This window comes from Luteimonas salinisoli (assembly GCF_013425525.1).
Classification (GTDB): Bacteria; Pseudomonadota; Gammaproteobacteria; order Xanthomonadales; family Xanthomonadaceae; genus Luteimonas; species Luteimonas salinisoli.
Genome location: NZ_JACCKA010000073.1, coordinates 136,634 through 159,252 on the forward strand (window position 1 = coordinate 136,634; position 22,619 = coordinate 159,252).

At 71.6% G+C, this 22,619-nt stretch carries 18 protein-coding genes; 6 read left to right on the forward strand and 12 right to left on the reverse strand.

Annotated elements, in window-relative coordinates; all coding sequences use genetic code 11:
- Positions 1-13: 13 nt before the first annotated feature.
- Together bla (H0E84_RS12935) and bla (H0E84_RS12940) are read left to right on the forward strand one after the other, a co-directional pair.
- A complete protein-coding gene (gene bla, locus H0E84_RS12935; protein WP_180679059.1) occupies positions 14-898 on the forward strand; it encodes a subclass B3 metallo-beta-lactamase in 885 nt (294 codons plus the stop codon).
- A gap of 107 nt (positions 899-1,005) precedes the next feature.
- Positions 1,006-1,905 carry a class A beta-lactamase gene (gene bla, locus H0E84_RS12940; RefSeq protein WP_180679060.1) on the forward strand — a complete coding sequence of 300 codons (900 nt, stop codon included), beginning with the start codon at positions 1,006-1,008 and terminating at the stop codon, positions 1,903-1,905.
- Positions 1,906-2,073: 168 nt separating this feature from the next.
- Here the strand turns inward: bla (H0E84_RS12940) and H0E84_RS12945 are convergent, their stop codons facing one another.
- From H0E84_RS12945 to H0E84_RS12975, 7 genes are all read right to left on the reverse strand, one after another.
- The gene (locus H0E84_RS12945) at positions 2,074-2,904 is read right to left on the reverse strand and encodes a DUF72 domain-containing protein (protein WP_180679061.1); all 831 of its coding nucleotides are present in this window, start codon (positions 2,902-2,904) and stop codon (positions 2,074-2,076) included.
- A 103-nt stretch (positions 2,905-3,007) separates the two neighbouring features.
- The gene (locus tag H0E84_RS12950) at positions 3,008-4,009 is read right to left on the reverse strand and encodes an aminoglycoside phosphotransferase family protein (protein WP_425600491.1); all 1,002 of its coding nucleotides are present in this window, start codon (positions 4,007-4,009) and stop codon (positions 3,008-3,010) included.
- A gap of 75 nt (positions 4,010-4,084) precedes the next feature.
- Complete coding sequence (locus tag H0E84_RS12955; RefSeq protein WP_219339734.1) at positions 4,085-5,134, reverse strand: acyltransferase family protein; 1,050 nt, start codon at positions 5,132-5,134, stop codon at positions 4,085-4,087.
- Positions 5,135-5,234: 100 nt separating this feature from the next.
- Positions 5,235-6,374, reverse strand: coding sequence for an N-acetylglucosamine-6-phosphate deacetylase (gene nagA, locus H0E84_RS12960; protein WP_180679064.1), 1,140 nt, complete (start codon positions 6,372-6,374; stop codon positions 5,235-5,237).
- The gene (locus H0E84_RS12965) at positions 6,374-7,429 is read right to left on the reverse strand and encodes an SIS domain-containing protein (RefSeq protein ID WP_257644211.1); all 1,056 of its coding nucleotides are present in this window, start codon (positions 7,427-7,429) and stop codon (positions 6,374-6,376) included. The genes nagA and H0E84_RS12965 overlap by 1 nt, the downstream gene beginning before the upstream one ends.
- Before the next feature lies 1 nt (position 7,430).
- Positions 7,431-8,489: a LacI family DNA-binding transcriptional regulator gene (locus H0E84_RS12970; protein WP_180679065.1), complete on the reverse strand. Its 1,059-nt coding sequence runs from the start codon at positions 8,487-8,489 to the stop codon at positions 7,431-7,433.
- A gap of 26 nt (positions 8,490-8,515) precedes the next feature.
- Positions 8,516-9,826 (reverse strand): sugar MFS transporter, encoded by a 1,311-nt coding sequence (locus tag H0E84_RS12975; RefSeq protein ID WP_180679066.1) that lies wholly within the window; start codon positions 9,824-9,826, stop codon positions 8,516-8,518.
- Between the two features lie 423 nt (positions 9,827-10,249).
- Between H0E84_RS12975 and H0E84_RS12980 the strand changes: the two genes are divergently transcribed.
- The 3 genes from H0E84_RS12980 (at position 10,250) to H0E84_RS12990 (ending at position 16,642) form a co-directional block, all read left to right on the forward strand.
- The gene (locus H0E84_RS12980) at positions 10,250-11,245 is read left to right on the forward strand and encodes a glucokinase family protein (RefSeq protein WP_180679067.1); all 996 of its coding nucleotides are present in this window, start codon (positions 10,250-10,252) and stop codon (positions 11,243-11,245) included.
- 121 nt (positions 11,246-11,366) lie between these two features.
- Positions 11,367-14,171, forward strand: coding sequence for a TonB-dependent receptor (locus H0E84_RS12985; RefSeq protein WP_180679068.1), 2,805 nt, complete (start codon positions 11,367-11,369; stop codon positions 14,169-14,171).
- Positions 14,172-14,266: 95 nt separating this feature from the next.
- Positions 14,267-16,642: a beta-N-acetylhexosaminidase gene (locus tag H0E84_RS12990; RefSeq protein ID WP_180679069.1), complete on the forward strand. Its 2,376-nt coding sequence runs from the start codon at positions 14,267-14,269 to the stop codon at positions 16,640-16,642.
- 56 nt (positions 16,643-16,698) lie between these two features.
- Here the strand turns inward: H0E84_RS12990 and H0E84_RS12995 are convergent, their stop codons facing one another.
- Both H0E84_RS12995 and H0E84_RS13000 read right to left on the reverse strand, forming a co-directional pair.
- Positions 16,699-17,133, reverse strand: a complete 435-nt coding sequence (locus tag H0E84_RS12995) for a VanZ family protein (protein ID WP_180679070.1) — start codon at positions 17,131-17,133, stop codon at positions 16,699-16,701.
- Positions 17,130-18,311, reverse strand: coding sequence for a class I SAM-dependent methyltransferase (locus tag H0E84_RS13000; protein WP_180679071.1), 1,182 nt, complete (start codon positions 18,309-18,311; stop codon positions 17,130-17,132). The genes H0E84_RS12995 and H0E84_RS13000 overlap by 4 nt, the downstream gene beginning before the upstream one ends.
- Before the next feature lie 344 nt (positions 18,312-18,655).
- Here H0E84_RS13000 and H0E84_RS13005 point away from each other — a divergent pair, with 344 nt between their 5' ends.
- Positions 18,656-19,399 (forward strand): pteridine reductase, encoded by a 744-nt coding sequence (locus H0E84_RS13005; protein WP_180679072.1) that lies wholly within the window; start codon positions 18,656-18,658, stop codon positions 19,397-19,399.
- A 224-nt stretch (positions 19,400-19,623) separates the two neighbouring features.
- Here H0E84_RS13005 and H0E84_RS13010 read toward each other — a convergent pair whose 3' ends face one another.
- The 3 genes from H0E84_RS13010 to H0E84_RS13020 form a co-directional block, all read right to left on the reverse strand.
- Positions 19,624-20,454, reverse strand: coding sequence for a DUF6159 family protein (locus H0E84_RS13010; RefSeq protein ID WP_180679073.1), 831 nt, complete (start codon positions 20,452-20,454; stop codon positions 19,624-19,626).
- Positions 20,455-20,810: 356 nt separating this feature from the next.
- The gene (gene folK, locus H0E84_RS13015) at positions 20,811-21,344 is read right to left on the reverse strand and encodes a 2-amino-4-hydroxy-6-hydroxymethyldihydropteridine diphosphokinase (RefSeq protein ID WP_180679074.1); all 534 of its coding nucleotides are present in this window, start codon (positions 21,342-21,344) and stop codon (positions 20,811-20,813) included.
- Between the two features lies 1 nt (position 21,345).
- Complete coding sequence (locus H0E84_RS13020) at positions 21,346-22,617, reverse strand: mechanosensitive ion channel family protein (RefSeq protein ID WP_180679075.1); 1,272 nt, start codon at positions 22,615-22,617, stop codon at positions 21,346-21,348.
- Between the last annotated feature and the right edge of the window lie 2 nt (positions 22,618-22,619).

Genomic DNA, 22,619 nt, shown 5'->3' on the forward strand with positions numbered 1-22,619 from the left:
CCGGAGCGAAACGATGGGAACGAAAGCCAGGGCCGCCGTGGCGGCGGTCGCGATCGGCGCGGCCGCATCCACGGCCTACGCGCAGGAGGCCACGCCGCTGCCGCAGCTGCAGGCCTACGAAGTCCGCGCCGCCTGGCGCCAGCCGGTCGCGCCGCTGCGCATCGCCGAGCGCACCTGGCAGATCGGCACCGCCGGCCTGAGCGCGATCCTGCTCAAGGGCAGCGACGGCGCCATCCTTATCGACGGCGGCATGCCGCAGGCCGCCGACCACCTGCTCGCCAACCTGCAGGCACTGGGCCTGGCGCCCTCGGACCTGAAGCTGATCCTGCACAGCCACGCGCATGCCGATCACGTGGGCCCGCTCGCGGCGCTGCGGCGCGCGACCGGCGCAAGCGTGCTGAGCAACGCCGAGTCGGCCCGGCTGCTGGCGCAGGGCGGCGCCGACGACATCCACTTCGGCGACCATCTGCTATACCCGCCCGTGCACGTCGACCGGGTACTGCAGGACGGCGAGAACGTGGTGCTCGGCGACCTGCGCCTGCGCGTGCATTTCACCCCCGGCCATACGCCCGGCAGCATGAGCTGGACCTGGGACGACCGCCGCGACGGCCGGCGGCTGCGCATCGCCTATGTCGACAGCCTGAGCGCGCCCGACTACCGGCTGCTCGACAACCCGCGCTACCCGCGCATCGTCGACGCCTACCGCGCCACCTTCGCCACGGTACGCGCCCTGCCCTGCGATCTGCTGATGACGCCGCATCCCGACGCCAGCGGCTGGCGCTTCCAGGCCGATGCGGCCACGCAGCCCACACCGGTCGACTGTCGCGGCTACGCCGAGGCGGCCGAGGCCAGGCTGGAGGCGCAACTGGCCGCCGAACGCGGCGAGACGGAGCGCTGAGCCGTGCCCGGACGCATGCGCCTTCGCCCTCGGCACCAACCGAAGCGGATACCCCCCGTCGCCGCGCGCCAGGGCAGTCCCGGCGCGCTCCCCACCCGGAGACCGACATGATCGACAGACGCGACTTCCTGCGCGCCGCCGGCGGCGCGCTCGCGCTCACGGGACTGGGCAGCACGGCGGCGGCGATGGCCACGCCCGGATTTTCCGGGCTGGCGCCCGCCCTGGCCGCACTGGAGCGCGACAGCGGGGGCCGCCTGGGCGTGGCGGTCCTCGACAGCGGCAGCGGCCGGCATGCCGGCCTGCATGCGGACGAGCGCTTCCCGATGTGCAGCACGTTCAAGGTCCTGTTGGCCGCCGCCGTGCTGCAGCGCGTCGACCGCGGCTTCGAGCGGCTGGACCGCAGCGTGCCCATCGCCGAATCCGACCTGGTCTCGCACTCGCCGACCGCCGCGAAGCACGTCGGAGCGGATGGCATGCCCGTGGCCGACCTGTGCCGCGCCACCATGATCCAGAGCGACAACGCCGCCGCCAACCTGCTGCTGCGGACCATCGGAGGTCCGGCGGGGCTGACGCGCTTCGTGCGCGGGCTCGGCGATCCGCATACCCGGCTGGACCGCTGGGAAACCGCACTCAACAGCGCCACTCCCGGCGATCCGCGCGACACCACCACGCCTGCGGCGATGGCGCGCAATCTGCAACGCCTGCTGCTGGGCAACGTCCTGCACGACGCATCGCGCGCCCTGCTGACCGGCTGGCTGGTCGACAACCGTACCGGCGACGCGCGCCTGCGCGCCGGGCTGCCGGAACGCTGGCGCGCGGGCGACAAGACCGGCACCAGCATCAGCGCCGAGGGGCGCGGCACCGCCAACGACATCGCCATCGTCTGGCCGCCCGGGCGCCCGCCGCTGCTGGTCGCCTGCTATCTCACCGGGGCGGCGCCGGATGTCGACGCGATGAGTGCCGTGCATGCGGCAGTCGCCCGCGCGATGGCGGCGGCGATCGGCTGAGCCCGCGGGTTGCGCGCGGCGGAACGGGGGGACGTCCTGTCGCGGCCGCTCCCGGCTGCGGCCGAACGGCTGCCCTGCGCACGGGGCGATGCATCCGCGCATGGGGGGTGCGATCGACCCCGGCGAAGCACGGCCGCGACGCCGCGGGCCGGTGCGGCGCGCAGGCCGCTACAGGCGCGCCTGCAGCGCCATCGCCGCCGCCGGGTTGCGCGCCTTGGCGGCGCCGATGAAGTAGACGAAGACCTCGCGCGGCCGCACCGGGGCCGCCGCCGTGTCCGGGTCCGCGTAGGGCAGGTCGTCCGGCGCTTCGCCGCCGGCCCAGGCGCGTGCGCGCCGGGTCCAGGCATCGAGCTCGTCGCCGGGATAGCCGGCGACGACGGCTTCCCGGCTGCGCATCAGCCGCGCATAGACGAAATCGCCGGTCAGATCGGCGAACGAAGGATAGTCCGGCGAATCGGTGAACACGCTCGGCAATCGATGCGCGCGCGCCAGGGCCAGATAATCGGCGCCGGCGAAGCTCGGATGCCGCACCTCCAGCACGTGGCGCAGCGGCGCCCCGTCGAGCTCGCGCGGCAGCAGCTCGAGGAACGCGGCGAAGTCGTCGCGATCGAACGCGCGGCGCGGATCGAACTGCCACAGGATCGGCCCGAGCCTGTCGCCGAGCTCGGCCAGCCCGCCGAAGACGAAGCCCTCGACCGATTTTCCGACCCCGGCCAGGCGCCTGGCGCCGGTGCAGTAGCGCGGCGCCTTGAGCGAGAACACGAAGCCATCGGGCGTCTCCCCGCGCCAGCGCGCGTAGGTGGCCGGCTTCTGCGCGCCGTAGAACGTGCCGTTGATCTCGATCGTCGCCAGCTGCCGGCTGGCGTATTCCAGCTCGCGCTTCTGCACCAGGCCGGCGGGGTAGAAGTTGTCGCGCCAGGGCGCGAAGGTCCAGCCGCCGATGCCGGTGCGGATGCCGTGGTCCGGCGCCCCTGGGCCGGCGAACAGGTCTGTCGTCATGGGTCGTTCCCTGTGCGGATCGGTGCCTCATCTTCCCCCGTAGAGCGGAGCTTGCTCCGCTGCTCCCGGCTCCGGAGCCAAGAGCAGCCGAGCAAGCTCGGCTCTACGTCTCGGCGCCGGGCCGGGGCAGGTGACGGTCCAGGATGGCGGCCAGCGGCGCGAGCTCCGGGTACTGCGGCAGCACCTGGCCCACATAGGCGACGAAGCGCGGCGCGTCGGCCAGGTACTTCGGCTTGCCGTCGCGGTAGTGCAGCCGCGCGAACAGGCCGAGGATCTTCAAGTGGCGCTGCATGCCCGCGCAGTCGGCGTCGCGCCGGAACTCGTCGCGCGCCGGGACCGGCAGCCCGGCCGCGCTGGCGCGCGCATGGTAGCGGTCGAGCCAGGCGCCCACCGTTTGCGGCGGCCAGGAGTGAAAAGCGTCGCGGAACAGGCTGATCGGGTCGTAGGCGAGGGGCCCGCGCACCGCGCCCTGGAAATCGATGACGGCCACGCCCCCGGGCACCGGCATCAGATTGCGCGGCATGAAGTCGCGATGCACCAGCACCTGCGGCTGGGCGAGCATGTTCGCGACCAGGAAATCGCAGACCCCCTGCAGGGCCTCCCGCTCCCGCGCGTCGAGCGACACGCCCAGGTGGCGGCCCAGGAACCATTCCGCGAACAGGTCGAGTTCGCGCTGCAGCATCGCCCGGTCGTACCGCGGCAGGTCCGGCGGGCACTCGATCGCCTGCAGTGCCAGCAGCTGGTCGAACGCCGCCTCGAACAGCGCGTCGGCACCTTCCCGTTCCATCGCCTGCAGGCAGGTGTCGGCGCCCAGATCCTCCAGCAGCAGGAAGCCGGCGTCGACGTCCTCCGCCAGGATCCCGGGCACGCGCACCCCGGCGCCGCGCAGCAGCGCATGGACCCGCAGCCACGGCCGCACGTCCTCCAGCGCCGGCGGCGAGTCCATGACGATACGGCTGCCGGCGGCCGTCGCGGCGCGCCAGTAGCTGCGAAAGCCGGCGTCGGCCGAGGCCGGTTCGAGCTCGAGCGCGTCGTCGCCGACGGCCTCGCGCGCCCAGCGCAGGCGGGCCGCCGCGCGGACGGCGGCAGGAGCGAGTGCCGCGATCTGGATGGCGTTCATTCGCGCAGGGTAGCAAGCGCGCGGGCGGCCCATAAGTGCGTCGCGCCCGCCGCGTACGGGTCAGATCCCGGGATGCCAACCGCGACGGTCCATCGCGTAGACGATCGCCCACCACAGCCCGACGAAGGCCACTGCGAAGGCCAGCGAAGGCAGATAGGGGCCGACATGCAGCGCCATCCAGCCGAACCCCACCCGGTAGAGCGGCTCCCACAGCCCGGCCGCGATCAGCAGGTAGACCATGGCCGCCGATCCGGCGTAGGCGACGATCGCATTGACCCCGAAACGACGCCCCAGCGGCGGCCAGCCGCGGCGATCCACCAGCACGTGCGCAGCCGCCAGCGCCAGCAGCGCCCAGCCTGCGGTCCAGAGCACGAAGGAAGGGGTCCACAGGTTCTTGTTCAGCGGCAGCGCCTGTGCCCAGAGCGCTCCCAGCGCCAACGCTGCCGCTCCCGCCACCCACAACCGCGCGATCCTCCCGCGCCGCAACCACGCCCCTGCACGCAGGCCGATCAGGGTCGTGGCGAGCGCGCCGAGGGTGGCCAGCAGCCCCTCGGGGTCGTGGCCCCGTCCGGTGACGGCATCGAAGCGGTACAGCAGCGGGCCGAACAGGTTGGCGTCGACGCGGCTGGCCGGGTTGGTCCAGGGCTCGACCCCGCCTCCGTACGCGAGCAGCCCGGCATAGCCGGCCAGCAACCCGGCCAGCAGCCACCACTGCGTCCGCGGCCCGGTCCACAGCGCCAGCGACCCCGCCGCCAGGAAGCAGACGCCGATCCGCTGCAGGACTCCCCACAACCGCAGTGGCGACCCGTCCAGGGCCCACCACGCGAGCAGATGCAGCAGCAGACCCAGGGCGACGATGCGCAGCGCGCGCCCCAGCACCGCGCGCTGCAGCAGGGCGCGATCGGTGCCGGTTTCGGCCCGCGCCGCCACCCCCAGCGCGATCGACACGCCCACCACGAACAGGAACAGCGGGAACACCAGGTCGGCGGGCGTGCAGCCATGCCACGCTGCGTGCAGCAGCGGCCGGTAGACGTGCCCCCAGTCGCCCGGATTGTTCACCAGCAGCATCGCCGCCACGGTCAGCCCCCGCAACGCATCGACCGAAGCCAAGCGCGACGGCGACCGGGCCGCGGCCACCCCGGGGCTCGCGGGCGGGCGCCGCGCACGCTCCACGGATACGCCCTGCGGCAGCGGCGCAGGTCCCCGAACGCTATCCCGCGTCACCGCCGACCCAGGTCCGGCGCACCTGCAGTTCGGCGTCGAGCAGCACCAGGTCGGCGCGGTAGCCGGGCGCGATGCGTCCGTAGCGGTCGTCGACACCGAGGCATTCGGCGGGATACGTCGACGCCATGCGCGCCGCCTCCTCCAGCGACAGCCCGAGCAGGCGCACGCAGTTGCGCACCGCCGTGGCCATGTCCAGCGCCGAGCCGGCCAGCACCCCCGCCGCGTTGCGGCAGACGCCGTCCAACGCGGTGATGGTCTCGCCGTACAGGACGTAGCTCGGGTCGCCGGAGCCCACCGGCGGCATCGCATCGGTGACCAGGAACACCTTGCCGCGCGGCTTGGCCGCGAGCGCCACGCGCAGACTCGCCGGATGGGCGTGCACGCCGTCGACGATGATGCCGCACCAGCTGTCGTCGTCCTCCAGCGCGGCGCCGACCGCGCCGGGCTCGCGGCCCTGCAGCGGCGTCATCGCGTTGAACAGATGGGTGAAGCCGCGCACGCCTGCCGCCAGCCCCGCGCGCAGCTCGTCGTAGCTGCCGGCCGTGTGCCCCGCGAACACCACCACGCCAGCCGCGGAGAGCGCGCGGATGGTGGCGGCCGGAACGCGCTCCGGGGCGAGCGTGAGCAGCGTCGGGCCGTTGTCCAGCGACGCGGCCAGCGCGATCTCCCCGGCATCGGGCACGCGGAACCTGGCTGCGTCGTGGGTGCCCTTGCGGGCGGGCGCGAGGTAGGGCCCCTCGAGATGGATGCCGAGCACGCCGGGCACGCCCTGCGCGATCGCCTCGCGCACCGCCGCGATCGCCGCCCGCATCGCCTCGGGCGTATCGCTGATCAGGGTCGGCAGCAGCGCGGTGGTGCCGAAGCGGCGGTGCGCGCGGGCGATCGCGCGCACGCCCTCGACCGTCGGCTGGTTGTTGAACAGCACCCCGCCGCCGCCGTTGACCTGCAGATCGATGAAACCCGGCAGCAGCGTCGCCCCGCCCAGGTCGACGATGTCCGCGTCCGGCAGCCGCGGGGCGTCCGCCGCGACCAGGGCCTCGATGCGCTCGCCGTCCAGCAGCACCGCGACATCGTCGCGAAAACCCCCGTCCACCAGCACCCGGCCATTGCGCAGCGCTACCGCCATCACACCGTCTCCGTGACCTTGTTGAGGTGCGGCGGCACATCGGGGGCGAAGCCGCGCGCGCGCGACAGCGCCTCGACCGCGCGGTAGAAGCTCTGCGCGGTCAGCAGGGGCGCGGCGGCGGCATGCGGCGCCTCTGCGACCGGCAGATTGCCGTGCCGCGAAGCGGTCCACATCGCGGCGCCACGGGCGCGGAACTCGTGCGCCATCGCCAGGGTGCCGCTCTCGGTCTCGTCGGGCTGCGCGAGCACCAGCACCGGGAAGCCCGGCCCCACCAGCGCCATCGGGCCGTGCTTGACCTCGGCCGAGCTGTACGCTTCGGCGTGCAGGCCGCAGGTCTCCTTGAACTTCAGTGCCGCCTCCTGGGCCACCCCGAGTCCCAGCCCGCGCCCGAGCACGAACAGGTTGGCGGTCGCGGCCAGGCCATCGACCAGCGCCGTCCAGTCCTGGGCCCACGCGGCGCGCAGCGCATCGGGCAGCGCCGCCAGCGCTTCGCCCATCCGGGCGTCGTCCTTCCAGCAGGCGGCCAGCTGCAGCAGCGCGGCCAGCGAAGCGATGTAGCTCTTGGTGGCCGCGACGCTGCGCTCGGGCCCCGCGTGCAGCGGAATCACCGTGTCGGCGAGGGCGGCGAGCGGGGAATCCTCCACGTTGACCAGGGCCACCACCCGGGCGCCCGACGCGCGCGCGGCCTCGGCGTTGCGCAGCAGGTCGGGGCTGCGCCCGGACTGCGAGATCACCAGGTAGAGCGCGCCGCGCAGGTGCTGGCTGGCGGCATACACCGAGCCCACCGAGGGCGAGGCCGAGGCCGTCGCCCGCCCCAACTGGGTCTCGAACAGGTACTTGCCGTAGGTGGCGGCGTGATCGGAACTGCCGCGGGCGCAGGTGACCACGAACGGCGGCGGGTCCCGGCGCAGCGCGCGCGCCAGCTCCGCGACCGCCTCGACGTTGCGCGCGAACTGCCGGGCGACCACGTCGGCCGCCTGCGCGGCCTCGTCGAACATCCAGCTCGGGCCGGCCGGCGAGGCAGCGGGATCGACGAGATCGGCGGGGGCTTGCATGTCAGGCGTCCTGGGCGGGGGGCGGGCGCGGGCGCATCGGCGCGGTCGAGCCGCGCACCACCAGTTGCGGCACGAAGCCGTGGTTGTGCACCGCGGCGGGCGCCTCCGGTGCATCGTGGCGCAACTGCGCGATCAGCAGCCGCGCGGCGTGGCGGGCGATGTCCTCGGTGGCCTGCTTGGCGGTGGTCAGCGGCGGCCAGGACTGCTTGGAGAACGGGCTGTCCTCGAAGCCGGCGATCGACAGGTCGTACGGCACGTTCATCCCGACCGACTTGGCCGCGGCCAGGACCCCGGCGGCGATCTCGTCGTTGGAACCGAAGATCGCCGTCGGCGGCTCGCGCAGCGCCAGCAGCCGGCGCGCGCCGCGGAAGCCGTCGTCGAAGGTGTAGTCGCCGGGCACCACCAGGTGTTTGTCGAGGGTGATCCCGTAGTCCTTCAGCGCCTTCTCGTAGCCGAGATAGCGCTCGGAGCTGGAGCGATGCTCCTGTCCGCCCCAGAGAAAGCCGATCCGCTGGTGGCCGAGCTGGACCAGGTGCTCGGTGACTTCGTAGGCGGCGTCGCGGTCGTCGACGAACACGCAAGGGTAGCCGTCTTCCGGGTCCTCGGCGGCGGCGATGATGCGCACCAGCTTCACGCCGCGCGAGGCCAGCGCCTCCACCAGCTCCATCCGCTCGGACATCGGCGGGGCGAGCACCAGCCCGGCCAGGCGCGAGCGCCGCATCCAGTCGCACAGCTCGTCCACCAGCAGCGGCGAGCTGGCGTCGCAGGGATGGATCTGCAGGTCGAAGCCGGTCTCGCGGCAAGCGGAGAGGACGCCGTTCTGCACGCTGATGATGTAGTAGGGATTGGGGTTGTCGTAGGCCACCCCGATCACGAACGCGGTGGCGCTGCGCAGGTTGCGCGCCGACGGATCCGGCTCGTAGTCGAGCTCGGCGACCGCGTGCAGGACCCGCGCCCGGGTGGCCTGCATGACCGACGGCTCGTTGTTGATGACGCGCGAGACCGTCTTCAGCGAGACCTTGGCGCGCTCGGCGACGTCGCGGATCGTTGGCTTTCGCATGCTCGTCTATCCCGGCCCTGGGCGGATCATGATGCGCCCGTCGGCCGTGCGCCGGCCAGGCCGACGCGATGGCCACGCCGGGCGTAGAACAGGATGTACAGATAACAGGGCAGCATCAGCAGCAGGAACACAAGCTGGAAATCGAAGTGCTGCTTGAAGACCGCGAACGCCTGCGGAATGATCGCGCCGCCGGCGATGCCCATCACCAGCAGCGCGGAACCGGTCTCGGTGGAGCGTCCCAGGCCGCGGATCGCCATCGGGAAGATCGCCGGCCACATCATCGCGTTGGCGAAGCCGAGCGCGGCGACGAATCCGACGGACAGGTAGCCGCCGGTCAGGTAGGCGGCGGTGGTGAATGCGATGCCCATCAGCGCCGAGACGCTGAGGTACCGCTCCTGCGAAACGAAGCGCGGGATCAGCACCATCCCCGCCAGATAGCCCAGCAGCATCGCGAACAGGGTGAACGAGGTGAAGAACTTGGTGTGGTCCAGCGGCAACGCCAGCGCCTGGCCGTAGGTGCCGATGGCGTCTCCCGCCATGACCTCCACGCCGACGTAGGTGAACAGGCACAGCACGCCCAGCCACAGGTGCGGGAAGCGGAAGATCCCGCGTGCCGCACCCGGCGCGCCGGCCCCAGGGGCGCCGGTGTCCGCATTCGCCTCGACCGGTCGCAGCTCCGGCAGCGGCGAGAACAGCACCCCGACGGCCACCAGCATCAACAGTCCGGCCATCGCCAGGTACGGCGTGTGGATCTTGGCGGCGAAGGCGTCGAGCAGCCGGGCCCGCACGGCGGGATCGGCGGCGGCGACCTCGCCGGCGAGATCGCCGATGCCGTGCAGCACCAGCGTGCCCAGCACCAAGGGGGCGAGGATGCCCGCCACCTTGTTGCAGATCCCCATTAGCGCGATCCGCTGCGCCGCGCTTTCGATCGGACCGAGGATGCTGACGTAGGGATTGACCGCGGTCTGCAGCAGCGCGAGGCCGCCGCCGATCACGAACAGTCCCGACAGCGCCCCCGGATACCAGCGCTGGGTCGAGAACTCGCCGAACAGCATCGCCCCCGCCGCCATCACCGCCAGGCTCAAGGCCAGGCCCTTCTTCATGCCGGTTCGTTTCAATACCCAGGCCGCGGGCAGCGCGAGGAAGAAATAGGACAGGTAGAACACCATGAGCACGAGGAAGGCGTTCACCTCGTCCAGTTCGAAGGCCAGCTGCACGAACGTGATCAGCGGACCGTTGATCCAGGTGAAGAAACCGATGATGAAGAACAGCAGCCCCATGATCGCGATGGCCAAGGGGAAGGGCGAGCGGGCGCTCGCGGGCACGGCAGCGGACATCCTGGCGTCTCCTGATGCAATGGCCCCGGCTTGCGCGGAGCGCGCGGGCGCCGGTGTCTTACCCACGTCATTCGAGTCTAACGTTGTCATAAATCCACCGGATTTGCCATGCGATCGCTCGATTGTGCGGGGGCGATCGGTGTTGTCCTGCAGCATTTGTCCTGCTGTCGTCGCCGATGTCCTGCCTCAGACAGCGCTAATTGTCGACATATATGTGATCAATGGCTGGCTTACAGCCCATTATTCGATGAATACAGTGTCAATCGAGCCAAACCTGCAAGGAAACCTTCAAACCATGTTGACATCGTTGTCAAACTATTTTCAAACTCGGTCACGACTTTCGCGGCACCCCCTGCCGCAAGCACGCACATCCGCACCGAGGACCATGTGGCAGCTACCGCAAGCCCGCTACGGATCGACGCCATGACCAGGAGCGCGAAGCCGTTCATCGCCGCCGACGTCGGCGGCACCCACGTGCGCATCGGGCTGGTGCGGCGCAGCGACGACCCGTCGCACCCGGTCTCGGTCCTGCAGTACCGCAAGTACGTCTGCGCCGATTGGCCCGGGCTGGCGGACATCCTCGAGGATTTCCTCGGCCGGCTCGGCGACGTCGGGGTCGAGGAGGGCGCGATCGCAAGCGCCGGCTACGCGCTCGAGGACGGCTCGGTGATCACCGTCAACCTGCCCTGGGGCATCTCGCTCAACGCGATCCGCGAGCGGCTCGGCTTCCGCGAGTTCCGGCTGGTCAACGACTTCGAGGCCGTGGCCCATGCCGCCGCCTACGTCGATGCCAGCGAGGTGCTGCAGCTGGCCGGACCGGAGACCGCGCCCGCCGGCCCCACGCTGGTCGTCGGCCCCGGCACCGGCCTGGGCGCGGCGGTGTGGATCCCGACCGCGAAGGGACCGGTGGTCCTGGCCACCGAAGCCGGCCAGGCGGCGCTGACCACCGGCAACGACCTGGAGGCGGCGCTGCTGCGCGAACTGCTGCGCGAGCGCGACCACGTGCCCAACGAGCACGCGCTCTCCGGCCCCGGCCTGATGAACCTCTACGCGGCCCTGGCCAAGCTGCGCGGCGCGACCCAGGCCTACGCCTCGCCCGGCGAGATCACCGCCGCAGCCCTCGACGGCAGCGATCCGCTGGCGCGCGAGAGCCTGGAGGTGTTCTGCGGCCTGCTGGGAAGCACGGTCGGCGACATGGCGCTGCTGTACGGCGTCCACGGGGGGATCTACCTAGCGGGCGGGATCCTGCCGCAGATCCGCGAATTCCTGCTGCAGAGCAGCTTCGTGGCGCGGTTCCTCAACAAGGGGCCGATGCGCGAGGCGCTCGAGCGCATCCCGGTGAAGCTGGTCGAGCACGGCCAGCTGGGCGTGATCGGCGCCGCCACCTGGTACCTCGGCACCGGCGCGGGCGGGCGCTGATCGGGCGGCGGCGACAAGGGCAGCAGGCGCGCGGGCGGGCAGCGACGCGCGGTACGGAGACGCAGGGCACGGCACCGGCCGCACGGCCGCCGCCGCAACTCAGACAGCGACGAGGAGAGACATGATGAATCACCGTAAATCCGTATTGTCCGCGGCGATCCTGGCCTGCCTGGGTGTGAGCGCGCAGGTGCAGGCACAACAGGCTCCCGCGCAGCAGCAGGAGGAGGCCGCGGAACTCGACCGCGTGGTGGTGACCGGCATCCGCGGCAGCCTGCAGCAGGCCCTGGACACCAAGCGCAACGCCGACGCCTTCGTCGACGCGATTACCGCCGAGGACGTGGGCAAGTTCCCCTCCACCAACGTCGCCGAGGCGATGACGGTCATCCCGGGTGTGACCATCGACCGCCTGTTCGGCCAGGGCGAGAAGGTGAGCATCCTCGGCACCGACCCGGCGCTCAACCGCACGCTGCTCAATGGCCAGACGGTGGCCTCGGCCGACTGGTTCATCGTCGACCAGCCCGGCCGCACCTTCAACTACGCGCTGCTGGCGCCCGAGATCGTCGGCAAGGTGGAGGTCTACAAGTCACCCGAGGCGCGCATCGACGAGGGCTCGATCGGCGGCACCGTCATCGTCAGCACGCGCCGGCCGCTCGACCTGGACGCCAATACCTTCGCCGGCTCGATCGGCTATCTCTACAACGACCGCTCCGAAGAGGCGGACCCGCAGGGCTCGCTGATGTACAGCTGGAAGAATCCGGCCAGCACCTTCGGCGTCGCCGTCTCGTTCCAGACCTCCACCGAGAACCTGCGCCGCGACGGCGTCGAATCCTACGGTTCGGTCTCGGCGCGCGACTATCGCGACGGCCAGGGCGGCGGCGGTTCGGTCAACAACCTGCCCCCCGACTGGTCGCAGCCGCCGAACCCGGACGGCTCGCAGCCGACCCTGCCCCCCAGCTGCACCGGCACCTGCGCCGAGACCCTGGAGAACAACCTCGACGCGCGCGGCCCCAACTCGCTCAGCGCCTCGTTCTTCGAGCAGGAGCGCAAGCGCAACAGCTTCACCCTGTCGTTGCAGGCCCGACCGGTGGAGCGGCTCGACCTGGAATTCAACGCCCTGCGCGTCGATGCCAGCTACGACAACCTGAACCAGTCCATGTTCGCCTTCATGGGCAACCCCTGGAACGGGCTGATGAAGATGACCGACGTCACCATCGAGGACGGCGTCATCACCCGCGGCACGTTCGCCAACGCGCTTTCGGTGTTCGACGTGCAGAACCGGCTGGCGGAGATCGATACCGAGTCGTACGACTTCAAGGCCGGCTGGGACGACGAGCGCTGGTTCGTCTCCGCCCACGTCGGCACCACCAAGGCCACCGGCGGCACCAGCCAGCAGGTGTTCGGCGAGTTCCTCAACTGGGCCGACTACAGCTACGACATCAGCGGCGCCCCGGGACGCCCGGGCAGCGTCGACTTCTCCGGCGCGAATCCCTTCAGCGATCCGTCGGCGTTCCGCATCGACGGCGGCTGGGGCAGCGATCCGGACGATCCTGCAGCCTGGAACCCGGGCTGGGGCGGCAACGTGGTCTTCAAGCCCACCAGCGACCGCGAGCGCTACGGCCAGGTGGATCTCGGCATCCGCCTGGATTCGCCGGTGTACCTGCTGCGCTTCGGCGCCAAGCGCCGCGAGCACGAGACCGAGCAGCTGATGGGCGGCGTATCGCTGGCCTCGGTGGCCGGCTACGGCGATGCGCCCGCCTCGCTGTTCGACCCCAAGCGGGTGCCGGGCAACTACCTCGACGGATTCGACGGCGTCAGCGACGAGATGAAGAACCGGTTCTACATCGACGGCTGGGCGCTGGCCGACTACATCCTCGGCGGCGAGTGGCTGGCGCCATGGCAGTCGATGCCGGTGCCGAGCACGTTCAACGACCCGTCGTTCGCGGCCAATACCTTCAAGATCACCGAGGACGTGGACGCGGCCTATGTCCAGGCCGACTTCAGCTTCGACCGCCTGCGCGGCAACGTCGGCCTGCGCTACGTGCGGACCGAATCCGAAAGCGCGGGCTGGGCGTGCATCGCCACCGACGTGCCGCCGCCGTGCCCCGCGGACGGCTACGCGCCGGTGAGCGTGAACAAGCAGTACGACAACCTGCTGCCCAACCTCAACCTGGTCTACGAGGCCACCGACGACCTGCTGCTGCGCTTCTCCGCCGCCAGCGTCATCGCCCGTCCCAACTACGCCGACATGTCGAGCTACCTGTGGCTGGGGGACCAGACCCTCACCGGCGGCGGCGGAAACCCGGATCTCGAACCCTACGAGGCCAACAACTTCGACGCCTCGGCCGAATGGTATTTCGCGGAGAACTCGATCCTGTCCGGCACCGTGTACTACAAGGACATCGACAACTACATCCTCACCACCACGCGCCCGGAAACCCACTTCAACCAGGCCCAGGGCGAAGAGACGGTCTACCAGGTGTCGCGGCCGGACAACGCCGGCACCGCCAGGATCAAGGGCGTGGCCGTGGCGTTTCAGCAGAGCTTCGACAACGGCTTCGGCGTACTGGCCAACTACACCTACTCCGACGGCGAGTCGAGCACCGGGGAGCCGATGCCGTACAACTCGGAGAACCAGGTCAACCTCAGCCCGTTCTTCGAGGCCGGCGCCTGGAGCGCGCGCGTCACCTACTCCTGGCGCTCGAAGTACTTCACCAACGTCGACCGTGGCGACGAGCTGTGGGTGCGTCCGTACGAATCGGTGGACGCCTCGCTGGGCTACCGCTTCAACGACAACTTCAGCCTGACCCTCAACGCGATGAACCTGCTCGACGAGGCCTACCACAGCTACGCCACCGACGAACGGCTGACCCGCGGCGTGTACCGCAGCGGCCGGCGCTACACCGCGATGCTGCGGGTGAACTTCTGAACCCGCCCGGCGCACGCCCCCGCCGGTGAGGCGACCTGCGCGGGCCCGGCACGCCGGGCCCGCATTCTTCCGGACACTGGACAGAGGACGACGCGATGACGCGCGCTTGCAGCCCCCCCTTCCGCACGCTTCTCCTCGGCCTGGCCGCCCTGCTGGCGGCCGCCTGCAGCCCGCTCGATGCGACGCCCGCGGCGGCAGAGGAAGCCGTCGCGACCGCGTCCGGCCCGGCCCCGGCCCTGGTTCCCGCGCCGGTATCGCTGCGCGCCGGAGACGGCCGGTTCGCCCTGTCCGCCGCCACGCCGGTGCACGCCGAGGGCGCCGGCGCGGCCGCGGCCGCGCGCCACTTCGCGACGTACGCGGCGCGCAGCCACGGGCTTTCGCTGGAGGTCGACGGCAGCGGGAAAGGCGGCACCGGCGGCATCCGCTTCGACATCGACGCCGCCGCGGACTTCGGCGGGCCCGAGGCCTATGCGATCGAGGTCGACCCCGAGGCGGTGCGCGTCAGCGCCGCCGATCCGCGCGGGCTGTTCTACGGCGCGGTGACGCTGTGGCAGCTGCTCGAGGGCGATGCGGACGGCGCCGGCGGCGTCGCGCTCCCGGCGGTGCGGATCGAGGATGCGCCGCGCTTCGGCTGGCGCGGCTTCATGCTGGACTCGGCGCGGCATTTCCAGAGCGTCGACGAGATCAAGCGGCTGCTCGACGCGATGGCCCGCCACAAGCTCAACGTCTTCCACTGGCACCTGACCGACGACCAGGGCTGGCGCATCGAGATCCGCCGCTATCCGCGCCTGACCGAGGTCGGCGGCTGCCGCATCCCCGCCGGGGACGGCGGCGTCGATCCGCGCACGGGCGCGCCGGTGCCGTACTGCGGCCACTACACCCAGGCGCAGATCCGCGACATCGTCGCCTACGCCGCCGAACGGCACATCACCGTGGTCCCGGAGATCGACGTGCCGGGGCATGCGCAGGCGGCGGTGGCGGCCTACCCGGAACTCGGGGTGACCGGCGAGCAGATCGAGGTGCTGAACGAATGGGGCGTGAACCAGACCCTGTTCAACGTCGAGGAAAGCACCTTCGAATTCCTGGAGAACGTGCTGGCCGAGGTGGTGGAGCTGTTTCCCGGGACCTACATCCATCTCGGCGGCGACGAGGCGGTCAAGGACCAGTGGCAGGCATCGGAACGGGTGCAGGCGCGGATGCGCGAACTCGGCCTTGCCGACGAGGCGGCGCTGCAGAGCCATTTCATCAAGCGCATGGAACGCTTCCTGGTGGCCCGCGGCCGGCGCCTGATCGGCTGGGACGAGATCCTGGAAGGCGGCCTGCCGCCGGAGGCCACGGTGATGTCCTGGCGCGGCATCGAGGGCGGCATCGAGGCGGCCCGCCAGGGCCACGACGTGGTGATGACGCCATCGTCCGAGCTCTACCTGGACTACCTGCAGACCGACTCGCCGAACGAGCCGCCGGGGCGCCCGGCGATGGTGACGCTGGAGCAGGTCTACCGTTTCGAGCCCGTGCCGGAGGCGCTCGAGACGGACCAGCAGGCGCACGTGCTGGGCGTGCAGGCGAACCTCTGGACCGAGCATGCGCGCACGTTCGATCGCGTGCAGCACCACGTCTTCCCGCGCCTGGCCGCCCTCGCCGAGACCGCCTGGACGCCAGCGGCGCGGCGCGACTATGCGGACTTCCTGGAGCGGCTGCCCGCGCAGATGGGACGCTACCGCGCGATGGGCATCGCGGCCGCGACCACGCCGTTCGAAGTGCTGGCCGACGTGGAAGAAGACCGCGCCGGCGGCGCCGTCGCCATCGCGCTGCGCAATCCGCTCGGCTACCCGGTGCGCTACACCCTCGACGGCAGCGAGCCCGGCCCCGACGCCGTCCTCTACCGCGCGCCGCTGGAGCTGGCGCTGCCCGCCAGCGTCCGGGCGGCGGCGTTCCACGACGGCGCGGCGCTGGCGCCGCCCGTTGCCCATGCCTTCGATGCCGCCTCGCTGCTGGTCCGTACCGACGAGCAGCTCGAGACCTGCCCCGATACCGGCCGGCTGCTGCTGCGGCTCGAGGACGACGGGCCGCTGCACGGCGAGCGCGCCATCTTCGACGTGACGATCTTCTATCCGTGCTGGCTGTGGCCGCAGGCGGGCCTGGGCGGCATCGCCGCGCTGGAGATCCGCGCCGGCCGCATGCCGTACTACTTCCAGCTCGCCCACGACGAGCCGAACCGCAAGTTCCTGCCGGCGCAGACCGCGCACGGCGAACTGGTGGTGCAGTCCGGCGGCTGCGAGGGGCCGCTGCTGGCCACCCTGCCCCTGCCGGCGCGGCCCGATGCCGACGGCTTCGTCACCCTGCGCACGCCTCCGCTCGCCGCCGCCGCCGACAGGACCGACCTCTGCTTCACCTTCACCGGCGACACCCGGCCGACGATGTGGGTGCTCGACCAGGCGCGCCTGATTCCGGACCAACCCTCGCCCCCGTAGAGCGGAGCTTGCTCCGCTGCTTCCAGCCCGTAGCCCGTAGCCGAGCAAGCGCGGCTCTACGGAGCGGCGTCGCGGCGGCCGGGAGGCGCGAGGCGCCGGTCGAGCGCCAGCAGCGCGTCCCGCCAGGGCGTCAGCCGCGTCGCCAGCCCGGCGATCACGCCCAGCGTGTTGGCGAGCGCATCGGCGCGCTCGGCCTGGCGCAGTTCGGTCAGCGCGCCCTGCGCGTACTCCAGTCCGATGCCCATCAGCACCAGGCCGAGGCCGGCGCCGAGCAGCGCGGGCCAGCGCGCGTGGAGCTGCACCGCGCCGGCGGCCAGCACGAAGTAGGCGGCCAGGTGGCCGAGCTTGTCGCCGCCGTCGACCGGCGGCATCGGCGGCGGCGGCGCCAGCGAGGCGACCACCACCGCGGCCACCGCCAGGCACCAGAGTCCGCTCCACAGCAGCGGACGGCGGAACGGCTTGAGCGAGCGGCCGGGGCCCGGGCGGTTCACAGGCGGTAGCTCAGGTCGCCGGCGAGGAACGCGTGGCCGAACCCGACGTCGCGGGCGAAACCCATCGCCTGGAAGCGCTCGCCCATGGCTCCGGGCAGGGTCAGGGTCTTGACCTGCTGGCGCAGGGCGTAGCGGGCGGCCTCGTCGACGGCACGCGCCTCGTGGGCGGCCAGCACGCGGTCGAGGCCGTTGCCGAGCAGGAAGCTGGCCTGCGAGCAGTAGCCGGAGAACTCGAAGCCGGCGCCGGTGCCGGCCTCGGCCAGGGCGGTGAAGTCCACCGAGGCGGTGAGGTCCTGCAGGCCGAGGTTGGCGTACACGTCATCGACCAGGCGGTGGCGGTGGAAGGCGCGCAGGGTGCCGTCGCCGCGCTGCGGCTGGTAGTACTCGCAGCGCGGATGGCCGTAGTCGACGAACAGCAGCGCGCCGGCGTCCATGCCGCCGATCACCGCCTGCAGCCAGTACGGCAGCTGCGGCAGCAGTTCCGAGCGGTAGCCGTCGGCGAAGGGGGCGTCGAGCTGGCGTTCGACGTGGCGCACGGCGGCGGCCAGCAGCGCATCCGCGGGCCAGTCGACGCGGGCGAAGCCGCCGCCCGCGTCGATCCCGACGTGCTCCTCGAACACCTCGCCATCGCGCAGCACGAATCGCGGGGTGGGCAGCGCGTCGATCACCTCGTTGGCGAACAGCACGCCGCTCCAGCGCTCCTCGATCGGGCGGTCGAGCCAGCGCACGCGGTCGAACACCGGCGGGGTGAGCCGCCGCTGCAGGTGCTCGCGCTGGCGTTGGCGCAGGTCGGCGCTGGGTTCGAGGATGGCGTAGCTGGCGGGCATCGCGTCGAGCAGCATCAGCTGCTTGATGGCGTACTCGGCGAAGCGGCCGCTGCCACCGCCGATCTCGACGAACCGGGCATCCTCGCCGATGGCGCGCAGCACCGGCGCCAGCGCCTCGGCGATGCATTCGGCGAACAGGGACCCGAGTTCCGGGGCGGTGACGAAGTCGCCGGCGGCGCCGAACTTGGCGGCCCCGGCGCTGTAGTACCCCAGGCCCGGCGCGTAGAGCGCCAGCTCCATGAAGCGAGAGAACGGGATGGCGCCGCCGGCCTGCGCGATCTGCTCGCGGATCAGCGCCTGCAGGCGCCGGCTGTGCGCCAGGGCATCGGCGTCTGCGGGGGAGATCGACATCGCGGCTCCAGGAAGTCCTGCGGCCGAGTTTACGCAAGACGCATTGAACGGCCGATGGCGGCAGCGGGCTGCCGGCGTGCTCGCGCGGGCTTCGGGCGGCTTGCGGACGGGGCCGATGCGCGGCTTCCGGCGCAGGCGTGGTCGCGCTGCCGTCCGGCAGACGCGAACCGGACACGTCTCGAAGCGCGCCGCGACCCGCGGCGGCAGGTCCGCGCGGCGTGCGCCGGCTCGGGGGAAAACGGCGCCGCTCGAGCGCGCGCAAGCCGACGCTGCCTGACGGCGGCCCGGGCCGCCGGCGATTGCCGGTATCGTGTCGGCTGCAGCATCGCACCGGGAGTTCCGCCATGGCCGCAGACCCGTGTCCCGTCGCCCTCGTCACCGGCGCCGCGCGCCGCCTGGGCGCGGCGATCGCGCAGCGCCTGCACGCCGACGGCTACCGCATCGCCCTGCACTACCGCAGTTCGGCGGCGGAGGCGGAAACCCTGCTCGCCGGCCTCGAGGCGGCGCGGCCCGGCAGCACGCTGGGGCTGCAGGCGGAACTGGGCGACTTCGACCGGCTGCCCGAACTGGTGGCGCGCACCGTCGGCAAGTTCGGCCGGCTGGATGCGCTGGTCAACAACGCCTCGACCTATGCCGCCACGCCGCTGGGCAGCGCCACGCCGGAACAGTGGGATGCGCTGTTCGCCAGCAACGCACGCGCGCCATTCTTCCTCGCCCAGGCCGCGGCGCCGCACCTGAGGGCGGCGCGTGGCGCGATCGTCAACCTCACCGACATCCATGCCGAGCGCCCGCGGCCCGGCTACGGGCTGTACTGCATGGCCAAGGCTGCGCTGGTCATGGCGACCCGCTCGCTGGCGCTGGAGCTGGCCCCCGAGGTGCGGGTGAACGCGGTGGCGCCCGGGGCGATCCTGTGGGCCGAGGAAGAGACCGACGAAGCCCGCCAGCGAACCCTGCTGGCGCGCACGCCGCTGGGCCGCACCGGCACCCCCGAAGAAGTCGCCGATGCGGTGGCCTGGCTGCTGGACGGCGCCGGCTACGTCACCGGCCAGGTGATCGCCGTCGACGGCGGCCGCCTCATCGCCGGCTGATATGGGCGGGCGACGCGGGCACCGGGGCCCCGTAGAGCCGAGCTTGCTCGGCTGCTTCACCCGGTTGCGGGCTCCGGGCCGGGCGCAGCGGAGCAAGCTCCGCTCTACGAATGAGGGCCGGGCCGGCGACGCGGGCGCCGGGGCCCCGTAGAGCCGAGCTTGCTCGGCCGCTTCACCCGGTTGCGGGCTCCGAGCCGGGCGCAGCGGAGCAAGCGTACGAGCGCTCAGCGCCTGTCGAAGGCGTGATCGAGCTGAAGGTCGCGGAACGCCTCCGGAGTTTCGTGCGAGACCGCGTAGCGATACAGCACCGCCGAGTAGACCCCGCTCAACGCCGCCTGGAACACGCCCATCAGCAGCAGCGCGATCAGGAACAGGCCGCCGACCAGGAACGCCAGGCCCAGCCAGGCCTGCGCGGCCAGGATCGTCAGGCCGATGCCGGCCAGCGCGACGACGAAGGTGATCAGGCCGAACGCCGCGCCGATGCCGATGTTGCCGATGGCGTTCTCGCCCCAGGTGCGCTTGAGCAGGGCCACGCTTTCCTTCAGCGCGTCGATCGGCCCGACATCGCGGCTGACCAGCACCGGCACCACCAGGAAGGTGGCCAGGGTCCACGCCGCGCCGAGGCCGCTGCCGATCAGGCGCACGATGAAGTTGTTGCGGTGGTTCTTCAGCGACTGCAGCAGCACGCCGACGGTGGCGGCGATGGCGGCATAGCCAAGGATCGCCGGGATGCGCCGCTTGGCCGCGTTGAAGCCGTCGGCCAAGGTGGGGTCGCCACCGTCCAGGCGGATCATCGCCGCCGACACCAGCGCGCTGTTGAAGAAGATCACCACGCTGTACTGGCAGAAGTAGAACAGGAAGCCGAACACCACCGCGCCCGCGCCCCAGCCTTCCGCGAAGATCCCGAACAGCGAGATCGGGATCAGGAACGTGGCCAGCACCACCAGGGTGGCGACCCCGGAGATCACCGGGAACAACATCAGCTCCTTGTCGGATCGCAATACCGCGGCGCTGGCCTTGACCAGCCCCCAGCTGCGGGAAAATTTCTCGAACATGCCTGCCCCCTTGGTTTTCGGCTCCCATTCATCCTGCCGGCAGCGGCGGCCGACGGCAAGTCTCGCGGAACTGGACGGGAGCCGGGGGGCGGGCGTGACCCGTTCCGCCGCATGCCCTTGCAGGCGCGCGCCATGCGCGCGAAAACCGGCTCGGTTGGCCACGCCGGTATCACCGCCATGCCCGCCGGAGCCGTCCGCGGCCTTCACGGCCACGGGCCGCTCCTACAGGAAGGCGCCTCCGGCGGTCCTACCTTGTAGGAGCGCGCCATGCGCGCGAAAGCCGGTGCGGTTGGCCGCGCCCGGGATCACTGCCATCCCGCCGGGGCCTCCCACGGCCTTCGCGGCAAGGGGTGCTCCTACGGAATCCCGGAGGACGCGGTGTCAGCCAGCGACACCTGCGCCATCGGCACCGCGCGCTCGGGCGAGAGCGCCCAGAGTTCGGCCAGGGTACGCCCGCTGATGGGCTCGACGATGTCGGGCGCGATCTCGGCCAGCGGACCCAGCACGAAGGCATGGCGCAGTTCGGGCCTCGGCAGCCGCAGCGGTCGACCCGGGCCTGGCTCCGCGCTCCCGGTTCCGTCGAGCACCAGGTCGTCGAACAGGACGATGTCGATATCGAGGGTGCGGTCTCCGTAGCGTGGGCCGGACCGATCGCGGCCGTGGGCATCCTCGAGCGCATGCAGCCAGGCATCGAGGGCGTGCGGATCGAGGTCGCTGTCGATCACCGCCGCGGCGTTGACGAAGTCCGGACCGTCGAAGCCGACCGCCGGGGTGCGGTAGGCCCGCGAGAAACGCGCTCCGGGAAAGCGTTCGCACAGCGCGGCGATGGCCGCGCCGAGGTGCCGGGCGGGGTCGATGTTGCTGCCCAGGCTCAGGCAGGCGCGGGCCACGTCAGGACGCCGCGTCCGCAGCGCCGCGCCCTTCGTCGAGACGGGCCAGCGCACCCGTCACGTCCGCGCCGGACGGCGACTGGAACAGCCGCAGCCCGAACTCCGGCAGCACCGCGAGCAGGTGATCGAAGATGTCCGCCTGGATCCCCTCGTACGCGGCCCACTCGGTGGTGGCGGTGAAGCAGTACACCTCCAGGGGGATGCCATGGGCATCGGGCTGCAGCTGGCGCACCATCAGGGTCATGTCCTGGCGGATCTGCGGATGCGCGCGCAGGTAGGCGGCGACATAGGCGCGGAAGGTGCCGAGATTGGTGACCCGCCGGGTGTTCACCGGGTCCTTGCCGGCGGCCGCGAGCTGCGCGTTCCACTCCTCCAGCTCGCGGCGCTTGGCGTCGAGGTAGTCGTCGATCAGCGCGATCCGGCGCAGCGCATCGCGCTCGCCGGGCGCGAGGAAGCGCACCGAACTCTGGTCGATCAGCAGCGGCCGCTTGATCCGGCGCCCTCCGGACTCGCTCATTCCGCGCCAGTTCTTGAACGAGTCGCTGATCAGGCGATAGGTGGGGATGGTGGTGACGGTCTTGTCCCAGTTCTGCACCTTCACCGTGTTCAGGGCGATGTCGATCACGTCGCCGTCGGCGCCGAGTTCCGGCATCTCGATCCAGTCGCCGACCCGCAGCATGTCGTTGCTGGCCAGCTGTACGCTGGCCACCAGCGAGAGGATGGTGTCCTTGAACACCAGCAGCAGCACCGCGGTCATCGCGCCGAGGCCGGACAGCAGGATCAGCGGCGAGCGGTCGATCAGCGCGGCGATCGCCAGCACCGCCGCGAGCAGGAACACCACCAGCTTGGCGACCTGCAGGTAGCCCTTGATCGGCCGCGTGCGGGCGCGGTCGGCGTTGCGCGCGTACAGGTCGCCCAGGGCGTTGAACAGGTTGCCGAGGGACAGCGCCACGGTCAGGATCACGTAGGAGCGGGCGACGTTGCGCACCACCAGCACCGCCGCCTCGGGCAGGTCCGGAACCGCGGAGATGCCGAACGAGATCACCAGTGCCGGCACCACGTGGGCCAGCCGCGACAGCACCCCGCGCGCCAGCAGGGCGTCGTCCCACTGCATCGGCGAGGCCTGTACCACCCGGCGCACGATGCGCAGCAGCACCCGCTGGGTGAGCCAGCTGGCGAGCGCGGCGACGACGATCAGCAGCAGCAGGGCGAGCAAAGTATCGGCGTGCGGCACGCCGGCCAGGCCGGGAATGGAGTCGCTGAATCTCTGCATGC

Coding starts and splice junctions, on each gene's coding strand:
- bla (WP_180679059.1), top strand. CDS start 14: ATGGGAACGAAAGCCAGGGCCGCCGTGGCGGCGGTCGCGATCGGCGCG.
- bla (WP_180679060.1), top strand. CDS start 1,006: ATGATCGACAGACGCGACTTCCTGCGCGCCGCCGGCGGCGCGCTCGCG.
- H0E84_RS12945 (WP_180679061.1), bottom strand. CDS start 2,904: ATGACGACAGACCTGTTCGCCGGCCCAGGGGCGCCGGACCACGGCATC.
- nagA (WP_180679064.1), bottom strand. CDS start 6,374: ATGGCGGTAGCGCTGCGCAATGGCCGGGTGCTGGTGGACGGGGGTTTT.
- H0E84_RS12965 (WP_257644211.1), bottom strand. CDS start 7,429: ATGCAAGCCCCCGCCGATCTCGTCGATCCCGCTGCCTCGCCGGCCGGC.
- H0E84_RS12970 (WP_180679065.1), bottom strand. CDS start 8,489: ATGCGAAAGCCAACGATCCGCGACGTCGCCGAGCGCGCCAAGGTCTCG.
- H0E84_RS12975 (WP_180679066.1), bottom strand. CDS start 9,826: ATGTCCGCTGCCGTGCCCGCGAGCGCCCGCTCGCCCTTCCCCTTGGCC.
- H0E84_RS12980 (WP_180679067.1), top strand. CDS start 10,250: ATGACCAGGAGCGCGAAGCCGTTCATCGCCGCCGACGTCGGCGGCACC.
- H0E84_RS12985 (WP_180679068.1), top strand. CDS start 11,367: ATGATGAATCACCGTAAATCCGTATTGTCCGCGGCGATCCTGGCCTGC.
- H0E84_RS12990 (WP_180679069.1), top strand. CDS start 14,267: ATGACGCGCGCTTGCAGCCCCCCCTTCCGCACGCTTCTCCTCGGCCTG.
- H0E84_RS13000 (WP_180679071.1), bottom strand. CDS start 18,311: ATGTCGATCTCCCCCGCAGACGCCGATGCCCTGGCGCACAGCCGGCGC.
- H0E84_RS13005 (WP_180679072.1), top strand. CDS start 18,656: ATGGCCGCAGACCCGTGTCCCGTCGCCCTCGTCACCGGCGCCGCGCGC.
- H0E84_RS13010 (WP_180679073.1), bottom strand. CDS start 20,454: ATGTTCGAGAAATTTTCCCGCAGCTGGGGGCTGGTCAAGGCCAGCGCC.
- H0E84_RS13020 (WP_180679075.1), bottom strand. CDS start 22,617: ATGCAGAGATTCAGCGACTCCATTCCCGGCCTGGCCGGCGTGCCGCAC.